Source organism: Arthrobacter sp. NPDC090010, assembly GCF_044748305.1.
Lineage (GTDB): Bacteria > Actinomycetota > Actinomycetes > Actinomycetales > Micrococcaceae > Arthrobacter_E.
Genome location: NZ_JBIVFT010000006.1, coordinates 149,430 through 171,038, shown reverse-complemented (window position 1 = coordinate 171,038; position 21,609 = coordinate 149,430). Strand labels below are relative to the sequence as shown.

The 21,609-nt window shown below is 66.4% G+C and carries 17 protein-coding genes and 3 tRNA genes; 9 read left to right on the top strand and 11 right to left on the bottom strand.

The features are described from left to right. Positions 1-42: 42 nt before the first annotated feature. A complete protein-coding gene (locus ACIPXZ_RS10950; protein ID WP_400593758.1) occupies positions 43-1,854 on the top strand; it encodes a DUF222 domain-containing protein in 1,812 nt (603 codons plus the stop codon). Between the two features lie 259 nt (positions 1,855-2,113). On the opposite strand, the gene ACIPXZ_RS10945 is transcribed toward ACIPXZ_RS10950, so the two are convergent. The 5 genes from ACIPXZ_RS10945 to ACIPXZ_RS10925 form a co-directional block, all read right to left on the bottom strand. Then, complete coding sequence (locus ACIPXZ_RS10945) at positions 2,114-3,388, bottom strand: flavin-containing monooxygenase (RefSeq protein WP_400593755.1); 1,275 nt, start codon at positions 3,386-3,388, stop codon at positions 2,114-2,116. 245 nt (positions 3,389-3,633) lie between these two features. Beyond that, positions 3,634-5,508, bottom strand: a complete 1,875-nt coding sequence (locus tag ACIPXZ_RS10940) for an IucA/IucC family protein (RefSeq protein ID WP_400593752.1) — start codon at positions 5,506-5,508, stop codon at positions 3,634-3,636. Next, a complete protein-coding gene (locus tag ACIPXZ_RS10935) occupies positions 5,505-6,116 on the bottom strand; it encodes a GNAT family N-acetyltransferase (protein WP_400593749.1) in 612 nt (203 codons plus the stop codon). Before ACIPXZ_RS10935 ends, ACIPXZ_RS10940 begins: the two co-directional genes overlap by 4 nt. After that, a complete protein-coding gene (locus tag ACIPXZ_RS10930) occupies positions 6,113-7,480 on the bottom strand; it encodes a lysine N(6)-hydroxylase/L-ornithine N(5)-oxygenase family protein (RefSeq protein ID WP_400593746.1) in 1,368 nt (455 codons plus the stop codon). The genes ACIPXZ_RS10935 and ACIPXZ_RS10930 overlap by 4 nt, the downstream gene beginning before the upstream one ends. Then, complete coding sequence (locus ACIPXZ_RS10925; protein WP_400593743.1) at positions 7,477-9,072, bottom strand: pyridoxal phosphate-dependent decarboxylase family protein; 1,596 nt, start codon at positions 9,070-9,072, stop codon at positions 7,477-7,479. The genes ACIPXZ_RS10930 and ACIPXZ_RS10925 overlap by 4 nt, the downstream gene beginning before the upstream one ends. A gap of 208 nt (positions 9,073-9,280) precedes the next feature. On the opposite strand from ACIPXZ_RS10925, the gene ACIPXZ_RS10920 reads away from it, so the two are divergent. After that, a complete protein-coding gene (locus tag ACIPXZ_RS10920; protein ID WP_400593740.1) occupies positions 9,281-9,823 on the top strand; it encodes a hypothetical protein in 543 nt (180 codons plus the stop codon). A gap of 63 nt (positions 9,824-9,886) precedes the next feature. Here ACIPXZ_RS10920 and ACIPXZ_RS10915 read toward each other — a convergent pair whose 3' ends face one another. The 4 genes from ACIPXZ_RS10915 to ACIPXZ_RS10900 all read right to left on the bottom strand — a co-directional run bounded on the left by ACIPXZ_RS10915 (position 9,887) and on the right by ACIPXZ_RS10900 (position 11,368). Continuing rightward, entirely contained in the window at positions 9,887-10,813 is a 927-nt protein-coding gene (locus ACIPXZ_RS10915) for a methyltransferase family protein (protein WP_400593737.1), read from the bottom strand. Between the two features lie 176 nt (positions 10,814-10,989). Beyond that, positions 10,990-11,062, bottom strand: a tRNA-Phe gene (locus tag ACIPXZ_RS10910). Positions 11,063-11,109: 47 nt separating this feature from the next. Next, positions 11,110-11,183, bottom strand: a tRNA-Asp gene (locus tag ACIPXZ_RS10905). 112 nt (positions 11,184-11,295) lie between these two features. After that, positions 11,296-11,368, bottom strand: a tRNA-Glu gene (locus ACIPXZ_RS10900). A gap of 157 nt (positions 11,369-11,525) precedes the next feature. Between ACIPXZ_RS10900 and ACIPXZ_RS10895 the strand changes: the two genes are divergently transcribed. From ACIPXZ_RS10895 to ACIPXZ_RS10885, 3 genes are all read left to right on the top strand, one after another. Beyond that, positions 11,526-12,005 carry a metallopeptidase family protein gene (locus ACIPXZ_RS10895; protein WP_400593734.1) on the top strand — a complete coding sequence of 160 codons (480 nt, stop codon included), beginning with the start codon at positions 11,526-11,528 and terminating at the stop codon, positions 12,003-12,005. A gap of 108 nt (positions 12,006-12,113) precedes the next feature. Continuing rightward, positions 12,114-13,034, top strand: coding sequence for a cation diffusion facilitator family transporter (locus ACIPXZ_RS10890; protein WP_400593731.1), 921 nt, complete (start codon positions 12,114-12,116; stop codon positions 13,032-13,034). Positions 13,035-13,393: 359 nt separating this feature from the next. Then, positions 13,394-14,860, top strand: coding sequence for an NlpC/P60 family protein (locus ACIPXZ_RS10885; protein WP_400593728.1), 1,467 nt, complete (start codon positions 13,394-13,396; stop codon positions 14,858-14,860). 94 nt (positions 14,861-14,954) lie between these two features. Here the strand turns inward: ACIPXZ_RS10885 and ACIPXZ_RS10880 are convergent, their stop codons facing one another. Beyond that, positions 14,955-15,968: a universal stress protein gene (locus ACIPXZ_RS10880; RefSeq protein ID WP_400593725.1), complete on the bottom strand. Its 1,014-nt coding sequence runs from the start codon at positions 15,966-15,968 to the stop codon at positions 14,955-14,957. Between the two features lie 333 nt (positions 15,969-16,301). Between ACIPXZ_RS10880 and ACIPXZ_RS10875 the strand changes: the two genes are divergently transcribed. Together ACIPXZ_RS10875 and ACIPXZ_RS10870 are read left to right on the top strand one after the other, a co-directional pair. Continuing rightward, positions 16,302-16,937, top strand: coding sequence for an FAD-dependent monooxygenase (locus ACIPXZ_RS10875; RefSeq protein ID WP_400593722.1), 636 nt, complete (start codon positions 16,302-16,304; stop codon positions 16,935-16,937). A gap of 99 nt (positions 16,938-17,036) precedes the next feature. Beyond that, positions 17,037-18,032: a hypothetical protein gene (locus tag ACIPXZ_RS10870; protein WP_400593719.1), complete on the top strand. Its 996-nt coding sequence runs from the start codon at positions 17,037-17,039 to the stop codon at positions 18,030-18,032. A gap of 30 nt (positions 18,033-18,062) precedes the next feature. Here ACIPXZ_RS10870 and ACIPXZ_RS10865 read toward each other — a convergent pair whose 3' ends face one another. Continuing rightward, positions 18,063-18,671 (bottom strand): copper resistance protein CopC, encoded by a 609-nt coding sequence (locus tag ACIPXZ_RS10865; RefSeq protein WP_400593717.1) that lies wholly within the window; start codon positions 18,669-18,671, stop codon positions 18,063-18,065. A 138-nt stretch (positions 18,672-18,809) separates the two neighbouring features. Here ACIPXZ_RS10865 and ACIPXZ_RS10860 point away from each other — a divergent pair, with 138 nt between their 5' ends. Beyond that, on the top strand, positions 18,810-20,252 hold the full coding sequence (locus ACIPXZ_RS10860) for an NCS2 family permease (RefSeq protein ID WP_400593966.1): 1,443 nt from the start codon (positions 18,810-18,812) through the stop codon (positions 20,250-20,252). A 128-nt stretch (positions 20,253-20,380) separates the two neighbouring features. Next, positions 20,381-21,601 carry an MFS transporter gene (locus tag ACIPXZ_RS10855; RefSeq protein WP_400593714.1) on the top strand — a complete coding sequence of 407 codons (1,221 nt, stop codon included), beginning with the start codon at positions 20,381-20,383 and terminating at the stop codon, positions 21,599-21,601. Positions 21,602-21,609: the final 8 nt, after the last annotated feature.

The following is a 21,609-nucleotide window of genomic DNA, read 5'->3' as shown; positions in this document are numbered from 1 at the left end:
CGGCGTGAAATTAATGTCAGACCTCACTGGCAGAGTGCTGTCATGGGCACAGTCAGCAGCACCAGACTCAGCACCGGGAGGAACCGGCCGGTGACAGCCGGCCCCGATTCGCTGCTGGCCGAGATGGTGTCATCGCTGGTGAGCATCGAATCTGCGATCGCGGGCCTGCAGGCCCTGCGGGAGTACACGCTGGCACTCTCCTCACGCCTCGCGCAGGTGATGGCCGACGACGACGCACGGCTGGGCCAGAGGGGCGGCGCGGAAGGCAGGGTGTGGGGTCTGAACACGCTGGAACTTGCTCAACGCACCGTCGCGGCCGAACTCGCGACCGCGACACGGACGAGTGACCGGAGCATGCAGCGGCAGCTGGATGCCGCCGTGGAGTTGCTGGATGATTTCCCGGCCACGTTCCAGGCTTTGGCCGAGGGCAGGATCAGCACCTCACACGTGCGGGTGATTCGGGAGAACGGTGCCGTCATCGTGGACCGCGCGGCACGGTCAGGATACGAGCACGCCGTCCTGGCGGTGGCGGAGGTCCAGACACCGGGAAGGGTGAGGAGAATCGCGGCCCGAGAAGCCGGGAAGGCCCAGCCGATGCCTCTGGCCGAGCGGTACCAACTGGCACGGGAGGAGCGCCGCGTCTGGGTGAACCCGCTGCCGGACGGCATGGCCGAACTCGGGGCGGTCCTGCCCGCCGCGGTCGCCCACGGCGTCCTCAACAGGCTGACATGCATGGCGAGGCGGTACACGGAAGGCAAAGAGACGGCGGGAGCTGGTACCGGGATGGCCTCTGATATCAGAACAGCCAGTGGCAGGGCGACCGCGCACGGCGCTCCTCCGAGCGCAGGGCCCGCCGGCGTCGATGCAAGTGCAAGCGCGAGTGCAGCTGGCGGCAACACGGGATCAACCGTGCTTGGCCGCGGCACGGCATCAGCTGTGCTTGGCCACAGCGCCGGTGAAAGCAGAGCAAACGGCCATTCGATCGTGACCAGGCCCGCTATTCCTCCGAACACGGCCCCACTGGACGGCGACACGGGAACAAGCCTGTCTGGCATTGACGCGGCCACGGTTGCGCTCGATTCGCAGAGCGAGCCCCGCATCCAGGACCGTCCCCGTACTCGGGACCAGCTCGGGCGCAGAGACCAATTCCGGACCAGAGACCAGCTCAGGGCCGACCTGCTCGCAGATCTTCTCCTGCGTGGAGTCCCGAGCGGCCACGACGAGCCTGAAGACCTGCTCTCCGGCATCGCTGCCCGGGTGGAAATCACGGTCCCGGTCCTGACGTTGATGGGAAACGAGGCCTCAGGGCAGGTCTCAGCGGAGCTGAATGGCAGGCTGCCGATCGATCCTTTCACCGCGCGAGCCCTGGCGGGCCAGGAGACAGCGTGGAACCGGGTGCTCACCGACCCAATCACCGGCGTGGTCCTGTCCGTGGACCGATACCGGCCCAGCGCAGAGCTACGACGTGTGCTCCGTGCCCGCGATTCCCGATGCCGTTTCCCCGGGTGCAACCTCCCCGCTGCTGAGCTGGACCTGGACCACACGCACGACGCCGCCCAGGGAGGCACCACCGAGCTGGGAAACCTCGCCGGGCTCTGCCGTCGGCACCACACGCTCAAACATCACGGGCGATGGAGTGTTCGGCAGACAGAAACACCTCGCAACAGCGAATCCGGCGCATCAGCCCGAGGTGGCGTTCTCGAATGGACCAGCCCGACCGGCCGCCGCCACACAGACCATCCGCCCACGCCGGCGACGACCGTGTCCGCAACGACCATAGCGACACCGCAGCAACATACCCAGTGTGCCGATCCGCCGGGCCGGCTTCTTGCCCCAGATCCTCCGCCCTTCTGACAAGTGCTGTCGTGCCCGCAAGTGCAACCCGAGCGATAGACGAGGCTCCTGATCAACGCAGCGCAGCGAACAATACAGTGCAGTGAACGACGCAGCGCGGTGATCAATACAGCGCGGTGAACGACGCAGCGCAGCGATCGATACAGTGCAGCCAAGCAGCACAGCCCTTTTGGCTGACCACTTTTGACTGGCCCCTTTGACTGACACAGCGCAACCCCGCCACCAGACGCGACTGCTCTAGTCAGCGCCGCCGCGGGTCTCAGACCCGGCTGCTCGCCAGCGCCCCCGCCTCGTGATGTTCGAGGTAGCCCTGCTGGATGGAGATCTGATCGGCCACGTACTTGGCGTCGTGCCAGACTCCCCAGATGAAACTGGATCCGCGACGGGACTGCCAGGGCAGCCCGAGAAAGTAGACCCCTGGTTCCGAGGAGACGCCGCGCTGCTGCTGAGGCACGCCGTTGTTCCCGAAGGCGTCCACCTGGAGCCAGTCGTAGTCCCGGGCGAATCCTGTCGCCCAGATGATCGAGGTGATGCCCGCAGCTGCGAGATCCAGTTCCAGAACCGGATTCGTCAGGCACTCCGGGTCAGGCAGTTGGACGCGAGCCTGTGGCTCCTCCGGTAACTCCAGGCCGTTCCGTTCGACATACGCGTCCGCGGCGTCGAGCAGTTCGAGGTAGTTCACGTCCCCCTTGGCGATGTCCTCCCGCAGGCCCGGTGCGAAGCTCAGGACACCGTCTGAGTAGCCGCTGGCGCGGCCGGTGAGGACGATGCCCGCCTGCGCCAGCTCCCGGAAGTCGACGGTGCGGCCGCCTCCGGCTCCGCTCACCGCGATGGTCACATGCTCCGCCCCGGCCGGCGGTGCCGCCGCGTCCCAGAGACCGAGGACCCCGAGCCACCAGCAGAAGTCCCGCCCGCGATAGCTCCTCGGCGGGCGGTCATGGGCTCCCACCGCCAGGTGCACCGGGCGGCCTGCGCGCCGGATCTCAGCAGCGATCTGCACCCCGGACGAACCAGCACCGATCACCAGGACGCCGCCGTCGGGCAACTGTTCAGGGTTCCGGTAGGAGCTGGAGTGGAGCTGCAGCACTGCTGCGCTCTCGGGTACGACGGCGGGGATCACCGGTTTCTGGAAGGCGCCCGTCGCCGCGACGATGTAGCGGGCCTCCAGCGGCCCGTCCGTGGTGGTCACGTGGAATCCCGGGGCACCCGGCCTGCGGCGGACGGAGGTGACGTCGACGCCGCACCGCACGGGGGCCGCGATCTTCTCGGCATAGCTTTCGAAGTACTCAGCCACGCTGTCCTTGGGCGCGAAGGCGGCGGGATCGACGTCCTCGAATTCCAGACCCGGGAAGCGGTCATGCCAAGCCGGCCCATTCGCCACCAGAGAGTCCCAGCGCATCGTCCGCCAGCTTTCGGCGATACGATTCCGCTCCAGGACCAGGTGCGAGATGCCACGCGCGCTCAAGTGCTCGCTCATCGCGATTCCGGCCTGGCCTGCGCCTACGACGAGGACGTCGACCTCTTCGCCTGCCATGTGATTCTCCTTATGCCGATGGACCCACGCGACGGGCACAAGCGCCCGCTCTTCTGGGTTTTTTCCATCATCACGCGCGGGAGTTCATCTGCATAGTGAATAATTTAGGGCAATCGCATCGACAAAACAGATGAGGTGAGTGCGAATCATGCTCACCTCTCCCCTTCTCCTCGTCGATTGCTGAGATATCGCTCGTATGAGCGCCCATACGGACGATTTCCCAGCAATCGACGAAGAACAATGCCTCAGGAGCGGTGGAGAGCCAACGGATTCCTCAGCATCCCGGCCTTCTGCAAACCGCCCGAAGGATCGGAGAGATCCAGCATGTGCTGGTTGTTGCGCAGCTGGAGCCTGTTGAGGCAGGAAAGCTCGAACTCGGGCACGAAGAGGTCATGCCGGGCGAACTGCTCCGCCAGCTCGGGATGCCGTGCCTGGTAGTCCGTGAGCGCCTCGGCAGCGGTCCGCCAGAACACCTCTTCCTCCACCACTGAATCCTCCGCGAGCAATGCGGCCAGGAAACGGAAGATGCAGTCGAAGACGTCCGTGAAGATCGCCGAGGACATCTCATGCTCCGGAACGGGGGTCTTGATCCTGGAGACCTCCTCCGGCACCTCGATCCGGTCCCCCATGAGCACGATCTCCTCACCGATATCCTTCATGATGGCGCGGACCGGCACTCCGTCCTGGAGCACGAGGATGACGTTCTCCCCGTGCGGCATGAACGCGAGCTCGTAGGCGAAGAGACAGTGCGCCAGGGGCACCAGATAGGCGTCGAAGTAGCGTCGCAGCCACTCCTCGGGAGCCAGCCCCGAGCGCTCGATCAGCGCGGAGACGAAAGGCTTCCCGGCCGGGTCCACATGCAGGAGGGACGCCATGGTGGCAAGCTGCTGCCCGTCCTCCAGGAGCTGCAGCGGACTCTCACGCCAGAGCGCGGCGAGCATCTTGCGGTATGGTGAGCCCTTCGGCGCGGCCGCTTCGTAGTACGGATTGTGGTACCCGATCGCCGCGACCTCCCGGATCACGGGGGTGTTCTTCAGCTCCTCGTCCGAGGCCATCAGATCGTGCAGCCACTCGTTGATGGCCGGGGTCGCCTCCATGTATTCGGCGGAGAGACCACGCATGAAGCCCATGTTCAGCACGGACATGGCCGTCTTCACATAGCATTTGCCAGGGGCCGAGACATTGAAGAACGTCCGGATGGACTGCTGCGCCTGGTACGAATCCGTGCCTGTGCCCAGCGGCACGATCCGCTGCCGGGCGATCTCCGCGGCAAAGGTCACCGCGATCTTGTGTTCCCACTGCCACGGGTGCACCGGGAGGAAGAGGTATTCGGCCGGGTCGAGGCCCGAGGCCGCGAGTTCCGCTTCGAAGAAGGCCACCGCGTCGAAGCCCAGTTCCTCGGTCATGTGGCGACGGTAGTCGAGCCCCGGCCGGGACGTGAACACCGCCTGCGAACGGTGGACCGCGATCCACTGAAGCCGGACCGGGGCACCGGCTTCCGGTGCGAAGGAGTGGTAGTCGGTGATGCCGAAGCCCAGGCGCCCGTTGTTCGCCACGAAGCAGGGGTGGCCTTCGCTCATGTTCCGCTCGATCGCCTGGAAGTCGGCCGCGGCGTCAGCACCCTGGGTGATCCCGGCGGCCAGACGGGACGACTCCACACCACGACCCTGCTTGTACGCGTGCCCGGACAGCGTGCTGGCGATCTCTTCGAGATAGACGGGCAGCTGTTCTTCCCTGATTCCCAGGCTGCCGTGGAACTCGGTCACGAACTCCAGGACATCCAGAGGGAGCTGCTCCGGCTCGCTTCCCTCGGAAACTTTCCACCGCGTGATGGAGTCCTTGGCGATGCTCCAGTGGTCCAGGCCCAGGAGGCGTGCCGTGAAGCGGTACTCCACACCGCCGTCGTCGCTGAAAAGGCGGTACGGTGACTGCGTCCCGGAGCGACGACCGTAACGTTCCGGTGTCAGCAGCCTTTCATGCGAGAACTCGGCGAGCGCCTTCCGCAGCACGTGACGGTTGGCTTCCGCCCAACGGCCAGGGCTGAGGTGCTCGACTGCGGCGCTCGGCTGCAGCTGGCCGGCCGCTTCGCTTCGCGTCTCGGACTCGATCGTGGCGGTCATGCGTGAACTCCAGGGGTCTGCTCGGTGGTCTGGTCGGTGGATCGGTCAGTGTGCAGTGCAAGGGGTGTGAGCGTGGCAAGGAAGTCGTCCCGGGTGCAGAAACTCAGGAGCGCCTCCTTCCGGCTCTCGGCCGGGTCCACGGGCGGCAGGACCACCACGGAATGGGCGTGGAACCCGACCCGCTCATTGAGGACGTGGATCTTGTGATTGCGGACATCGGGCTCGACGACGACGCGCTCGGCTCCGGTGTGCTCGAAGAGCCAGGTCATGACGGACTGCATGACGCGCAGGGTGTAGCCGGGCACGGTCTCACCCTGGGGCGGGCCGACGAGCAGGTGCATGCCGACGTCGCCCGGCCGCACCTGATACACCGCGTCCAGCGGCGAGTCCGCGGGGCGGTAGCGCTCCACGAGGAAGGCGGGGGCGCCGTCGTCGACTCCGAGGAATGCATCGTGGTGGTCGCTGCCGGCGATCTGGGAGTACTCGCGTTCGACGTCGTCGACCGCGGCGCTCGTCATGCCCCAGAAGCGGGCGTAGGGCTGGGTGACCCAGGAGTGCAGGAGCGTCGCGTCGGACGCCGGGTCCACGGGACGGAAGGAGCGGATCATGCGGTCACCGCCAGATCCGAGGCGGGCACGGGCGCGGCACCCGTCGCGGCGGTTTCCGGAACGGGTGAACCGAAGTACTGGAAAGCGATGCTGCGCTCCACGGGGTAGACCTCGCGCCCCAAGGCCTCACGCAGGATGCATGAGTTCCGGTACGCGGCCATGCCGAGGTCCGGGGTGACGAAGCCGTGCGTGTGCAGTTCCGCGTTCTGAACGAAGATCTCACCCTCCTCGACACCGATGCCGTAGTTCCGGCTGACGTCGAAGCGCCCGCGGGCATCACGGTGGATCCTGTCCTCGACGCCGGCCAGGAAAGCAGGTTCCTGGTACGCGTAGCCCGTGGCGAACATCACCGCCTCGCTCTCCAGGCTGAAGCTCGACTCCTGCTCTGCGTGGCGGAAGTCCAGGACATGTGTGCCGCGTGCGGCGTCCCAGCGTGCGCTCTTGAGCTCGGAGTGGGTGTGCAGTCGGGTGTCGACCATCCCGTTCAGGCTCTTGGCATACAGGAGGTCGTAGATCTCGTTGATGAGTTCCGAGTCGATGCCCTTGTAGAGGTTCTTCTGGTTCTCCACCAGATGATCCCGCTGCGCTGCGGGAAGGGCATGGAAGTAGTCCACATACTCCGGGGAGGTCATCTCCAGGGTGAGTTTCGTGTATTCAAGCGGGAAGAAGCGGCCGCTGCGCGTGACCCAGTTCAGTTCGTATTCGTGAGCGTCCATGTCCTGCAGCAGGTCCAGGTAGACCTCGGCGGCGCTCTGGCCGCTCCCCACCACGGTGATGCTGCGGCGGCTCTGGAGTTCCGCCTTGCGGTGCAAGTACTCGGCGTTGTGGAAGGCCGGCCCGCCGGCGGTGAGCAGCTCCCGGCCCGCGGCCGGGATCGACGGTGAGGTGCCGGTGCCCAGCACGATCCGTCGCGTGTGGAGGGTCCGGACGCCGGAGGGACCGTCGACGGTCAGCCGGTAGACGCCGTCGTCGTACGCCGTTTCCAGCACACGCGTGCTGAAACGAATGCTGTCCAGCTGGCCGGCCACCCACTGGCAGTACTGGTTGAACTCGGCTCGCAGCGGGTAGAAGTTCTCCCGGATGTAGAAGCGGTACAGCCGGCCGGTCTGCTTGAGGAAGTTCAGGAAGGAATAGGGCGAGGTGGGGTCGGCCAGGGTGACCAGGTCCGCCATGAAAGGGACCTGGAGATGGGCGGGCTCCAGCATCATGCCCGGATGCCAGTCGAAAGCCTCGCGCTGTTCGAGGAAGAGCGCGTCCAGCTCGTCCAGGGGCTCGGAGAGGGCGGCCAGGCCCAGATTGAACGGACCCAGGCCGATGCCGATCAGATCGTGGATGCGGTGTTCGCCGCGGTCGGTGGTGCTCATGCGCTCAGGTCCTTCTCGTGTGCGGTCAGGGTGGTCAGCAGCCCCTCGCCGGTGCGGCGCAGGAGCCCGATGATGGCTTCGAGATCGCTCAATCGCGTCTCGGCGTTCAGGAGGGTGAATTTCAGGTAATGGCGTCCACCCACCGTGGTACCGGCGACCACGGCCTCACCCGATGCGAAGACGGCAGCGCGGATGGCGGGGTTGAGGCGATCGGAGAGTTCCTCGGCGATCCGCTCGCCGTCGCGGAGCGGACGGTAGCGGAAGACGAGGGTGCTCAGTTGTGGTGCCGCCGCCAATTCGAAGTCGGAGTCCTCGTCCAGCAGGGCTCCGACGCGCGCCGTGAGGTCGATCGCCTCGTCGAAGAGCGCTCCGATCGCGTCCGCGCCCATGGTGCGCAGGGTCAACCAGAGCTTGAGCGCATCGAAACGGCGCGTGGTCTGAATGCTCTTGTCCACCTGATTGGGCACCTGAGCCCGGGCGGCGCTCTCCGGGTTGAGATAGTCCGCGTAATAGGTGACGTGCCGGAGCATGGCGGCGTCCCGGACCAGGATGGCGCTGGAGCTGACCGGCTGGAAGAACGTCTTGTGGAAGTCGACCGTGACCGAATCCGCCAGGTGGATGCCGTGCAGCAGGTGCCGGTGACGCCCCGATACCAGGAGACCGCCACCGTAGGCGGCGTCGACATGGAACCAGGCGCCGTACGCCTGGGCGAGGGCGAAGACCTCCGGCAGCGGATCCACGGCCCCGAAGTCGGTGGTTCCCGCAGTGGCGACGACGGCCATGGGCGTGAGGCCCGCATCCCGGGCTTCCGCGAGCGCCGTGGCGAGCGCTGCGGCATCCATCCGGTGGTCCTCGGTGGTGGGGACGGACACCACTGCATCAAAACCGAGGCCGAGCATCGCTGCGGACTTCTGGACGCTGAAGTGGCTGTCCGCCGAGGAGAAGATCCGCAAGCCGCCGAGCAGCTCCGGCAGGCGGGCGTCCTCGGCGCCAGGGGTCTGGGCCCGCAGCCGGGCGACGGCGTGATTGCGGGCCATCAGGAGCGCCTGCAGATTGGACTGGCTTCCGCCGGAGGTGAAGACGCCGTCGGCGTTCTCCCCCAGTCCGATGCGTTCAGCGGTCCAATCGATGAGCCGGCGTTCGATCAGCGTCGCACCGGCACTCTGGTCCCAGGTGTCCAGCGAAGAGTTCACCGCGGAGAGGATGGCCTCCCCGACCAGGGCGGGGATCACCACGGGGCAGTTGAGATGCGCGGCGTACCGGGAGTCGTGGAAATAGACGGCGTCCTTGAAATAGACCTCGTCCAGCTCCTCCAGCGCCGCGGCCAGGTCCGGGAGCGGGCGTTCCAGGTCCACCGCGTCCACAGTGGGCCCCAGCGCCGCCGGAGTGATGCCGGTGAAGGGTTTTCCGGTGCGCTGAACGGTGGTGGACACCGCCGTGACGCCCTGCAGCACCTGCGCCACGTAACTGGAGACGTTTCTGCTGGTGAAGAGCTGGTTGCTCGCAGCGAGTGCCAGTTCAACCCGGGCGCCGAAGTCTTGGTCCCGCTCGGGGATCTGCTCCGGGGAAATGGCGGCACGGGGCGGCGTCATGGCCTGTTCCTTCCGTTGGGAATATGGGGAGGTGCCCGACGGCGAGAACGACGTTTAGGCAAGGCAAGCCTTACTTAGGATTACCTTTACGTCAAATTATTGTGTGGTAATTCACGCACTATATGTCACGACGTGACTGAGTGAAAGTCATACACCGGAAGGAGGACAGAAGCTCCATCCAGAACACCGGAATGGATACGATCAGGACGTGACGACCGAAACCTCCTGGAACCTCTCCGTGACACGGCCACCGAAACCGCGGTTCGATGCGCACACCCTTGAGAACCACGTGCTGTCCGACGGAGAGGGGCTCCCGCCGTCCTACGTCTCATTCGTCCAGGCTTTCGGCTGGGGACGCCTGTTCGGCCTATGGCTCGTCTACACCCCGGTCCCCCTGGGGCACGCGGACGGGCTGCTCGGACGGGGCGGTCGGCTGACTGCCAGATTGCGCGAGGAATTCGGGCAGTGGCAGAACGAGGGCTACGACTGGGCGGTGAAGCCGGACGGGTCCTGGGAGACGCCACAACGCCTGGAGGTCTTCGCCATGAGCGAGAACGGAGACTATCTCGCCTGGGACACCGGCAGCCGCGACCCCCACGGCGAAGTGCAGATCTATCACACGAGCCGGTTCAGCTCACTGACCCGGATCGGCGGCGACCTTCACGAGGCCGTCGAGGCACTTCGAGTGCGTGACGCCGGCGCAACGCCCCCTGCTGCCGACTTCGACCCTTTGGATCTTTCCGCGCTGTGAATGGCCTGGAATGAGGTCGTCCGGAGTCCCCGAAGGGCCGGAGCCTGCGCGCAAGGGAAGAGCTCAGCCCACGAGCACCGGCCGCCGCGGGATCCAGCACCGGACGGCTTCACGGTAACGCTGGTAGTCCGCGCCGAAACGGCCGGCCAGGTCCCTTTCCTCCAGCGGCCGGATGCCGTAGTTCCAGAGCACGGCGCCACCAATGGCGTAGACCACCGTCAGCCACGATTGCAGGATCAGCCCCACGGACGCAGCCTGCACCACGCCGGAAACCGCCATGGGATTCCGCACCCAGCGGTACGGGCCGGCGATGACCAGCCGGTTCGGCATCACCGAGGGCAGCGGGGTGCCGCGGCCCAGGCTGGACATGACCGCCGCGGACCAGAGTCCTAAAGCGCTGGCCAGGGCCAGGACCGTCCAGCCGACGACGACGCTCGCCACCGGAAGAGGGATCTCCAGTCTCCACCGCACTTCCAGGGCCCGGATGACCAGCGGGAACACTCCCAGAAAGAGACCCCAGAAGAAGACGATCTGAACGAAGGTCCAGGTCACGTGACCTGCCGGTCCACGCCGCGCGTCCGCGGGACGGAAGGCGAGCGGCCCCCAAGTGATCCCCTCGATGGGGACCCTGCCCAGGCGCATCAGGCACAGCGCCAGACCGGAACCAAGGGCGGCCACACCCATGAACACCACACCCCATCCCGCTTCGGTGGTGAGCGTCGCGTAGGCGGCGAGGGCGAGCAGCACCAGCGCCGTCCACGCTGTATTCAGCGCGGCGGCGGCCCGGGAACCCGCACCGGCCAGTGCCGAGGCGGCCACGAACAGCGGAAGATCGAAAAGCGCCACCAGGAAGGGATCCAGAGAACCCAGAGTGGCATGGCGGACGAACGGGGAGATCGGGATCAGCATCCACCAGAGGAGGCCCGCTGCGGCTTGCACGGCAAAGTAAGCTCGGCCCCACCGGACGGCGGGCTGCACGGGCGCAGTCATCAGCGCTCCCCCACGGCTGTTCAAAGGATTTCATGCGGTCAGGATGACTTTAGCCGTGAAAGACGCACTTTCAGTTGCCGGAGGGGTTGCCACAGAAATGACCTGAACCCGTCGACAGCAATTCCAGCTGTTAAAGAAAGAAACCCTCGCCATGTAGAAGCTAGGCGAGGGTTTCGTGGCTCCGACCGGCGTCGATCCGGTGACCTTTCGATTTTCAGTCGAACGCTCTACCAACTGAGCTACAGAGCCTTGGTGACTAGTCACCATGACTGCCGGATGTTTCCGATCAATCAGAGCGACCCTGACGGGACTTGAACCCGCGACCTCCGCCGTGACAGGGCGGCGCGCTAACCAACTGCGCTACAGGGCCTTGCTGGTACTTCAATTTCGGTATTTCTACCATTGTTTTGCCGCAATCTCTTGCCGCTCACAAGATTCCATCTTAGCAGATCTCTCAATCCACTTTCAAATCACCTCGTGCGTACCCCCAACGGGATTCGAACCCGTGCCGCCGCCGTGAAAGGGCGGTGTCCTAGGCCGCTAGACGATGGGGGCCTGGACTCACGTGCTCGGCTCACGGCACCGCCGTGTTCCTCGCGAAGTGGACCTGTAAAACTTTAGAGCATCTCCGGCCAAAAATCCAAAAGAGACTCTGGGCCCACCCGCACCGAACCCTCCTCAGCCGTAGCCGCCGTCGCGATACCGTGGATCCATGGAGAGGAACCCCGGCCGCTCGGCACTTCCCACCGGGCTGCCCATCCGCATCTGGCCGCCAGGTCCGCGGTGCACACTGCGTGGCGAAGCCGGTTTCGAGCACCTGGAACGGACAGAGGCCGCCACCCTCAGCCTGGACGACTTCCAGGAGCTCGCCCGTCGCGCTCTGGAGGACCTCCCGGATGAGATCTCCCGGCACCTGGACAACGTCATGCTCTTCATCGAGGAGGACGGCACGGACCCCGAGAGTGGCGATCCACTCCTCGGGCTCTATGAAGGGACACCCCTCACCGAGAGGGACGAAGGATGGGCGGTCGGCTCACTCCCCGACAGGATCACCCTCTACCGGGGACCCATCCTCGACCTCTGCGCCAGTCGCGCCGAGATCCTCTATGAGATCCAGGTGACAGTCATCCATGAGATCGCACATCATTTCGGCGTGGACGATGCTCGTCTCCACGAGCTCGGCTGGGGCTGACCGGCGACACTCCTGCGACCACGCAGCGGCCTCGAAATCCCCGCCAGCACTGCGAATGAGTCGCATTCCGGACATGCATTGACGGCTTCCCGTGGCTAGCCTGAAGACATGGGCCACAACCACGATCACACCCAAGGCATGACCGGCACGGGCAAGCACAAGAAGCGCCTCGTGATAGTCCTGTGCATCACGCTGAGCGTCGTCGTCATCCAGGTGGCGGGCGCCGCAATGTCCGGCTCGCTCGCCCTGCTGGCAGATGCCGGTCACATGCTCTCGGACGCCGCGGGTGTGTTCATCGCCCTGATGGCGGCCTGGATCGCCACCCGTCCCCCGACTGACCAGCGCACCTACGGCTACCAACGCGCCGAGATCCTCGCCGCACTGGCCAATGCGCTCATCCTGATCGTCATCGCCGTCGTGATCGCCATCGAAGCCGTCCGTCGTTTCGGTGAGACGCCGGAGATCCAGACCGGAACCATGCTCATCGCGGCCATCATCGGCGCGGTGGCGAACGGAGTCTCACTGCTCATCCTCCGGGGCGGTCAGGAAGAGAGCCTCAATCTGCGTGGGGCCTATCTGGAGGTCCTCGGGGACCTGTTGGGCTCGGTGGCCGTCATCGTCGCGGCGCTGGTCATCATGTTCACGGGTTTCACCGCAGCGGACCCGATCGCCTCACTGCTGATCGCGTTCATGATCCTGCCTCGGGCCTGGAGCCTGCTCAAGGACGTGGTGGACGTGTTGCTGGAAGCGACCCCGAAGGGCGTGGACGTCGGAATGATCCGTGAGCACATCCTGGCCGTGGAGGGGGTGGAGTCGGTGCACGACATCCACATCTGGACCATCACGTCAGGGGTCCCGGTCTTCTCGGCCCACGTGGTGGTGCGGGACGAGGCCCTGAGCCCCGAATCCGCGGACAGGATCCTGGACCGCATGCAACGTTGCCTCGGCTCGCACTTCGACACCGAGCACTGCACTTTCCAGCTGGAACCCAGCTCCCACCAGGAGCACGAGGCGCATCAGCACGCCTGAGCCGTGCCGAGTCTCTGCCGAGCTCGCTGGTTCTGTGCCAGATCACCGCGGTCACCCCTGCCCTGATCACCCGTCCTTGTCCCCACTGAGCTCGCTGGTTCCGTGTCTTGTCTCCGCCGAGCTCGCTGGTTCTGTGCCAGATCGCGCCCTTAATGAGCGATTCGGCACAGAACTAGCGAACTCGGCAGGATGGCAGCCATTCAGCCCGTCATTCAGCGCGACACGCCGTGTGATCAGCAGGGAAATGACACGCCTGTTGTTTATGTTGATGGTGGGACTAATGTTGCCAATGTTACTTTTGAGGCCGTACTCTCAATAACGCCGGGGTCTTTCGTCCGGCGTAATCGAGGCAGGTGTACATGGCAGTCCTGAACGGCAGGAAATACGCGGCGATCCTCTGCTCCTCCGCATTGGGAGCGAGCATTCTGATGGGCAGCTCCCTTCCAGGAGCGACGGCCGCACCCGCGGTCACCGTGCCCTTCGCCCTCCCGGCGGACCAATCCGACACCATTCCCAGCGAGTCCGACATCGCCGCTGCGAAGAAGAGCGAATCCGATGCCAAGGCTACCCAGAGCCATCTCGAAGGCCTGATCGGCACGCTTGCCGGCAAGCGGTCCACTGCCATCACGGCGAGCATGCAGGCCAACGACGCCTACACGAACGCCCTCCTGACACTCAAGGCCAAGCAGGATGCCGCGACCGCGGCCAAGGCCAAATCTGAGGCGGCCAAGAAGGAAGCCACCAAGAGCCGCAAGGATCTGGGGACGCTCGCCAGTTCGATCTACAAGAACGGGGGCGTGAACCCCGTCGTCGAGAGCGTCCTCAACGGCGACGGTGACCTCCTCAGCAGGGCCACGACCCTGGACACCATCAGCCAGAAGCAGAGCCAGACCTTCAATCAGGCCCTCGCCTCGGACAAGGTCACGGCAGCACTCGCCAATGACGCGACGGCCGCGCAGAAGGCCGCCGACGACGCCGCGCGCGACGCCGATCAGGCCCGCTCGGCCGCGGAGACGGCCCAGTCAGCTGCCACTCAGGCGCTGGCCAGCGCAGCGAAGGACCGTGACAAGGTGATCGCGGACCTCGCGTCGCTGCGCAACACGACGGTCGCTTTGGAGACCCAGCGGGTTCAGGGCCTCGAGCAGCAGCAGGCAGCCGCCGCCCTGAAAGCGCTTCAGGAACGCGCCGCGCAACAGGCCGTCCCCCAGCCGCAGACTCCGCAGCAGCCCGCCCAGAACACGGGCGGCGGGACCAACACCGGGAATCAGCCCGCACCGCAGCAGCCCTCGGTCCCCCAGCCGCCTGCGCCTCAGCCGCAGCCTCCCGCGCCTCAGCCTCCGGCTCCCCAGCCACCCGCACCGCAGCCCCCGGCGCCGCAGCCGCCTGCCCCACAGCCTCCCGCGCCTCAGCCTCCGGCTCCCCAGCCACCGGCGCCGTCGCCCTCACCCGGCAGCGGGGCGGCTCAGACCGCGATCGGCTTCGCCATGTCGAAGCTCGGCTCGGCCTACGTCTGGGGCGGCACCGGCCCCGGCTACGACTGCTCGGGCCTGACATCCACGGCCTTCGCCTCGGCGGGCGTGTACATGCCCCGCACGGCCACGCCGCAGTACTTCAGCGCACCGAAGTACGTGCCCATGGGCCAGTGGCAGCCCGGTGACCTGATCTTCTGGGGCGACGGCAGCTACTTCTACCATGTGGCCATCTACATCGGTGGCGATCGCGTGGTCCAGGCTCTGAACCCCAGCACCGGCGTGACCACCACCAGCATCGCGGACATGACCGCCGGCGGCATGGCCCTGTGGCCGACGGCGGCCCGCTACTGGTGAGGCTGTCCAGCCTCTGAGCTGATTGAGCGACGGCGAAGGCCCCGGTTCCTCACGGGAACCGGGGCCTTCGCCGTCGTGCTTCGCCGTCGTTCTTTCAGCTGCCGAGCATGGGCCCGAAGCTGGGGCGGTCCTCCAGGCGGGCGTCCTCGCGGTCCGGCACCACCATCACCGGCCCACGCGCATGGTGCAGAACTCCATCCGAGGTGGACCCGAGAAGCATGCCGGCGAAGCCGCCCTTGCCGCGCGTTCCGACCACCACGAGCTCAGAATCCCGGCTCGCCTCCACGAGGACCTCCACCGGCGAACCGTCCACCAGGCGAGTGCTGATCTCCAGCTCGGGGAAATGACTCTTGAGCCAGAGGACACCGGCGTCGAGCTGGGCCTGGATGTCCGCGAAGATCGCCTCACGGTCCATTGCGGCCGGAACCCAGGCGAGGCTTCCGCTGTACTGCGGCACTGCGCAGAGCACCTGGAGCTCCACGCCGAGCCGCTGAGCCTGTGCCGCGGCCTCCAGGACCGCCACCCGGGCCTGATCGGAGCCGTCCACACCGACCACGACGCGAGGTTTGACCTCCTCGACGGGGTGTTTGGCCAGCTCGGCCTTGGCATGTTTATCCGTGACCTCTTCACCGAAGCGGGCGGCACAGATCGTCGGAACGACCACCGTGGGGCAACTGGCATGCGCCGGCAGGGCCGAGCTCACCGAACCCAGGAGCCGTCCGACGAAACCACCGCGTCCACGGGTGCCCACCACGAGGAGTTCGGCATCCTTCGCCAATTCCAGAAGGACGCCCGAGGCGTCGCCGTTCTCGACGGAGGCGTCCACGTCGATGTCGTAGTCTTTGATCTTCTCCATCGCCTCGCGCAGGACGCCTTCGGCACCCTCACGGATCACCGTGTCGTCGACGGCGGCGTACCCGCCGTCGAGTCCGGAGGCTGCGTAGATCGGCACCGAGTAAGCGGTGATCAGATGAAGCGCGCTCCGGCGTCGTTCGGCCTCGCGTGCGGCCCAGCTGAGGGCGCATTGCCCGTGCTCAGAGCCGTCGACTCCCACGATGATCCCACCGTGGATTCCCTGCGGTGCTGTTCCTGGCGTTTCCGTGGTCACGATATTCGCCTCCTCGTCCCGCGGGCGGATCGGTTCACCACCCGGGTGGGCCTCCTTGCCCACGCTGGTTACCTCCACTATTGCCGTTTGCGCTGGTCAATTCAAGAAACGCCGGGCGCGGCGAAGCGATCCGGGACGCCCCGGGCACGGTCTTCACACCGCCCCGCCGGACCCCTGTTCAGGACCGGCGAATCGGAGTACTCTCAGTTCCACAGTGGGAGGGGACTCACGGAACAATCCAGCCGGATTTTCGTGGGTCTTTTCCATGTGTCGCCCTGTTCGCGGCCCTTTGGTGCGCCCGATGACAGGGAACCCTGACGAGGAGGACGAGCCATGCCCCGCAGCGCCCGCACTGCGCCCCTCACCCCCGGCGAGGACGGCACCACGGTCACAGACGTCGTCGTCGTGGGCTCCGGCATGGGCGGCCTCGCGGTCGCGACCCAATTGCACCGCAAGGGCGTCCCCGTCATCGTTCTGGACGGCCTCGACGGACATGACGGGCAATTGCGCACCCAGCTGCGCCACGTCACCACCGAACAACTCGAACGGATCAGCGTGAGCGATCCCGCGAGCCACGGGGAGCGCCGGGAGATCCTGCGCCAGCTGCACGGCTACACCAAGAGTCATCGCGTGGACGTGCGCCGCGGCGTCGTCGCCGATTCGCTCGACCGGGCAGGGGCGCCGGGCGCCGACTCACCGCTGCGGCGCTGGGCGCTGCACACCCCGGGCGGCGTGATCCTGTGCGATTCCCTGGTGATCACCGGAACGGTCGGACATCACCGGGCACTCCGGTTTCTGCGCGAGGTGGGCCAGGAGACCACGGAGAACGTCAGCGCGGCCCTGCGTCGCGTGGGCATCTATCTCGTATGCGTGGGCCAGCAGGTCTCGGCCGGGCACCGCGAGGTACTCCATCAGGCACGGCTCGTGGGCAACACCATCGCAGGCGCCGGGCTCCGGCTGCCCGCCTGACGCCGGCACCCCGTCTGCGTTTCTGTTTCCAAGATCTGACACTATCGAATAGCCATCGTCTTTAGATAAGCTGGCCTGGACTAGCATCAGGAGACGCTCATGACACCCCCAACCCCGCCGGCACGCCAACGCTCACGTACCGCAACAGTCGCCCTTGCCCTGTCGATCGGCATGCTCATCGCCGCGGCCCTGCTGGGCGGGATTCTCATCATCCTCGGAGACCAGGCCAATGTGGCCGGACGCGCGTGGCTCACGCTTCTCCTGGTCGGCCTGTTCGCCGGGGCAGTGGTGCTGGACGGGAGCATGACGGAGGGCCGCAACCGCTGGTATCTCGCGGTGTCGACGATCCTGAACGTGATACTCCTCGCGATCGGCCTGCTCAAGATCTGGAACGGCTGGCTGCAGCCGGCAGACACCGCGAGCGCGGTGGTCTGGACCGCCCAGATCGGGCGGTTCATCGGCATGATCGTGCTGATCCGGGTGGCGTTGCTGCTCACCCAGCTGTATGTACCGCGCTTCATCACCGTCGCGACGACGGCCGGTGTGCGGATCTCCTCCATCGTCACGCTCGTATTCGCCTGGCTGACCGTGCTGGCCCTCACCCTGCCTGCGGCCTTCCCCGCGATGGAGTGGCCCGCCTGGTGGTGGCGCACGGCCGGGGCCACCTCGCTGATCGCCATCGTGGGACTGGTGATCCCCCTGGTGCTTCGGGCTTTCGAACCGAAGGATCCGGCGCGGCAGCTTCCTCCCCAGGCGTACCCGCAGCAGCAATGGGATCAGCAGTGGACGGGATATGCACAGCCGCCGGTCCAGGCCCAGCCGCAGGCTTACCCGCAACAGCAGTGGCAGCAGGGGTACTCGCAGCAGCAGGACTACGCTCAGCAACAGGCCCAGTGGCAGCAGCAGGGGTATCCGCAGCCCGGCTATCCGCAACAGGGATACCCCGTCCAGCCGGAACAGTACGTTCAGCAACCCGCAGCGCAGCAGCCTACTGACGCAACGCAGCAGCCCACCGGCCAGCCGCAGCAACCCATTGACGCAACACAACCGCGCCAGTCAGACGAGCCGGCCCCGCGGGATCAGCCGCCTACCTGATCGGGGCGAGCGACGTCGTAGGACGGCAGCTCAGTCGTCCGTGGAGTCCCCGGATCCGCCGTTGAGTTTGCGGCGGGCCAGGATGCCGAGCGCCACCAGCAGGATCACGGCCACCGCGGCGAAGACCACGATCATGACCGGGAACGGCTCGCTCTGCACCTGCTGAGGCTGCTCGGTCTGGGTCTGGAGCGGCTCCGGAGTCGAGGCACCCGGCGCCTTGGCCGCGCCGCCGGAGGTGACCGAGTACCCGAACGTGCCCTCGATGGGGTGCGAATCGGAGGACACGACCCGCCATTGCACCGTGTACTTCCCCGCAGGGGCTCCGGACTTCAGCTTCTGGGTGACGACGTTGTCCAGGATGTCCACGCCGCCATCCGCCCAATTGCTCCCGGACGCGTCCTTGACCACGATCTCCGAGCCGATGGCGATCGGGTTGTTGGAGAAGGTCAGCGTCACCTTGTCCGGCGCAGCGGCCACGGCCTGCCCGTCCGCCGGGGTAGTCTTCTCGAGCACATCGTGGGCGGAGGCGGGTGCGGCGAACCCGAGCGCCAGCAGCATGGCCGCGAGGAGGGCCAGCAGGCTCTGGACTCCGACGACGGCGCGGTGCGTGCCGCGGCGGGACAGGGTGGGGCTGGGCATGGAAGCTCTCCTCAGGGGCTCGTCCGTGCGGCGCGAGGCCGCTGAGTCATACACCACCCTATGACCCTTTTCAAGAGTTCACCCACAGCGAATATGATTTTCATGGATATCCCCAGCAACTTCCCCGGAAGGCACTCCATGTTCAAAGCCGGTTCCGCCCTGGACCGCTACTTCAAGATCTCCGAGCGAGGCTCCAGCTACTCGCGTGAGATCCGAGGCGGTTTCGCCACCTTCTTCGCCATGAGCTACATCGTGGTGCTCAATCCCCTCATCCTCTCCGGTAAGGACGTCCACGGTGATGTCCTCGGATTCACGAACGTCGCCGCCGTGACCGCGTTCGTGGCCGGTGTGCTCACCATCCTGATGGGTGCCTGGGCCAAACACCCGTTCGCCCTGGCGACAGGCCTCGGCGTCAACGCTTTCGTCGCCGTGACCATCGCGACCAATCCGAATCTGAGCTGGCCGGATGTCATGGGACTGGTGCTGCTCTCCGGCGTCACCATGATGATCCTGGTGCTGACAGGCTTCCGGACCGCCGTCTTCAAAGCCGTCCCCGAGGGCCTGAAAACAGCGATCGTGGTCGGCATCGGCCTGTTCATCGCGCTGATCGGCCTCGTGAACGCGGGCTTCGTGCGCCGTATCCCCGACGTCGCCGGCACCACCGTGCCCGTGGGTCTCGGCTTCGATGGCAAGCTCATGGGCTGGCCCACCGTCGTCTTCCTCTTCGGCTTGATCCTGACCATCGTGCTTCTGGTGCGCAAGGTCAAGGGCGCCATCCTGATCGGCATCATCGCCTCCACGATCCTCGCCGTCGTCCTGGAGTACACGCTGCACATCGGCCCGAGCTTCGACGGCAAGACCCACAACCCGGCCGGTTGGTCCCTCGTGGCCCCGCATTTCACGCAGTGGGCCCTGCCTGACCTCTCCCTGATCGGCAAGGCGAACCCAGTGGGCGCATTCCAGCACATGGGTGCGATCGCCGCCCTGCTGATGTCCTTCGTCATCCTGCTCTCGATCTTCTTCGACGCCATGGGCACCATGGTGGGTCTGGCCAACGAGGCCGGGACCGTGGACAAGGACGGGAACATCCCGAATGTGGACCGGGTTCTGATCGTGGACGCCTTCGGCGCGATCGCCGGCGGCGGCTCCTCCGTCTCCTCGAACCAGATCTTCGTCGAGTCGGGTGCCGGCATCGCCGAAGGTGCCCGCACCGGTTTCGCCTCGATCGTGACGGGCCTGCTGCTGCTGGCCTCGATGTTCCTCACCCCGCTCATCAACCTGGTGCCCTTCGAAGCCGTGGCCCCGGCCCTCGTGGTGGTGGGCTTCATGATGGTCGCCCAGGTGTCCAAGATCGACTGGAGCGACTGGGGCGTGGCCATCCCGGCCTTCCTGACCTTCACCCTGATGCCGTTCACCTACTCGATCGCCAACGGCCTCGGCGCCGGTTTCATCGCGTACGTGATCCTGCGGACCGCCCAGGGCCGGGCGAAGGAGATCCATCCGCTCCTGTGGGTCGTGGCCGCGGCATTCGTGCTCTTCTTCGGCATCGGCGTGATCGAGCAGGCGGTCGGGGTGAAGTAACGGCCCCACCCCCGCCGCTCGCGAAGTAACAGTTGAGACCCCTAAGACGCGATCTTAGGGGTCTCAACTGTTACTTCGCGAGCGCAATTCCCGGGCCGACTTCCGGGCGGGCGTAGGGTGGAAAGGCCATGACAGTAGCCGAACAGCCCTTCAACTTCCGGTCCGTCGCACTCTCCGTTTACCTGCCCACGATCCTGTTCTCCACAGGTGAGGGCGCCGTACTGCCCATGATCCCCGTCATGGCGCACTCCCTGGGCGCCTCCATCCCGTTCGCCGGAGTGATCGCCGCAATGGTGGTGGTCGGGGAGCTTCTGGGAGACATCCCGGCCGGGTGGTTCGTCGCCCGTTTCGGGGAACGCAATTCCATGATCGGCGCGGCAGGCCTTGCCCTGACCGGGATCGCCCTCAGCCTGCTGGCCACGGGACCGTGGACGCTCATGATCGGCGTTCTGCTGATCGGCCTCGCCACCTCCGTCTTCGCGCTGGCCCGCCACGCGTTCATGACGACGCGGGTCCCCCTGCGGTACCGGGCCCGGGCCCTCTCCGCGCTGGGAGGCATCTTCCGGGCCGGCTGGTTCATCGGCCCGCTCATCGCTGCGGCAGTCATCGCGAGCACCGGCACCCCGCAGGCCGCGTTCTGGATCTTCGCGATCGGCTGCGCGTCCGCCGTCGTCGCCCTTCTGGTGCTGCCGGACCCGGAGAAGCAGATCGGCCCGCCACCGTCCGTCGCCGAGGCGGCGCCGCGTCCCGGGCTCTTCCAGACCATCCATGCGAACCGGTCCATCCTGTTCCGGATGGGTTCCGGTGTGGCGCTGGTCGGGGCGACCCGCGCCGCGAGGATCACGCTCCTGCCCCTCTGGGCCCTCAGCATCGGCATGAGCGAGGCCCACACCGCCCTGGTGATCGGCCTGGCCGGAGGCCTGGAGTTCGCCCTGTTCTACACGAGCGGACAGCTCATGGACCGGCGGGGCCGGCTGTGGAGCGTCATGCCGTGCATGGTCGGGCTGGGCATCGGCTTCCTGGCGCTGGCGTTCCTGCACGACGTGCCGGGCCGGGAGGCCTGGTTCACTGCGGTCGCCTTCGTGCTCGGCGTGGCCAACGGGATGGGGAGCGGGATCGTCATGACCCTGGGCGCCGACCTGGCACCCAAGGAGAATCCGGCTGCGTTCCTGGGGGCCTGGCGGTTCTCCAGCGACGCCGGTCAGGCCGCCTCGCCGCTGCTGATCGCGGCACTCGCCACGATCTCGCTGTCCCTGGCGAGCGGCGTCATCGGCGTCCTGGCGCTGGTGGGTGCCGGGATCCTCGCCCGCTACATCCCGCGCTACATTCCGCACCACGGGCGGCGCTGAACCTCCAC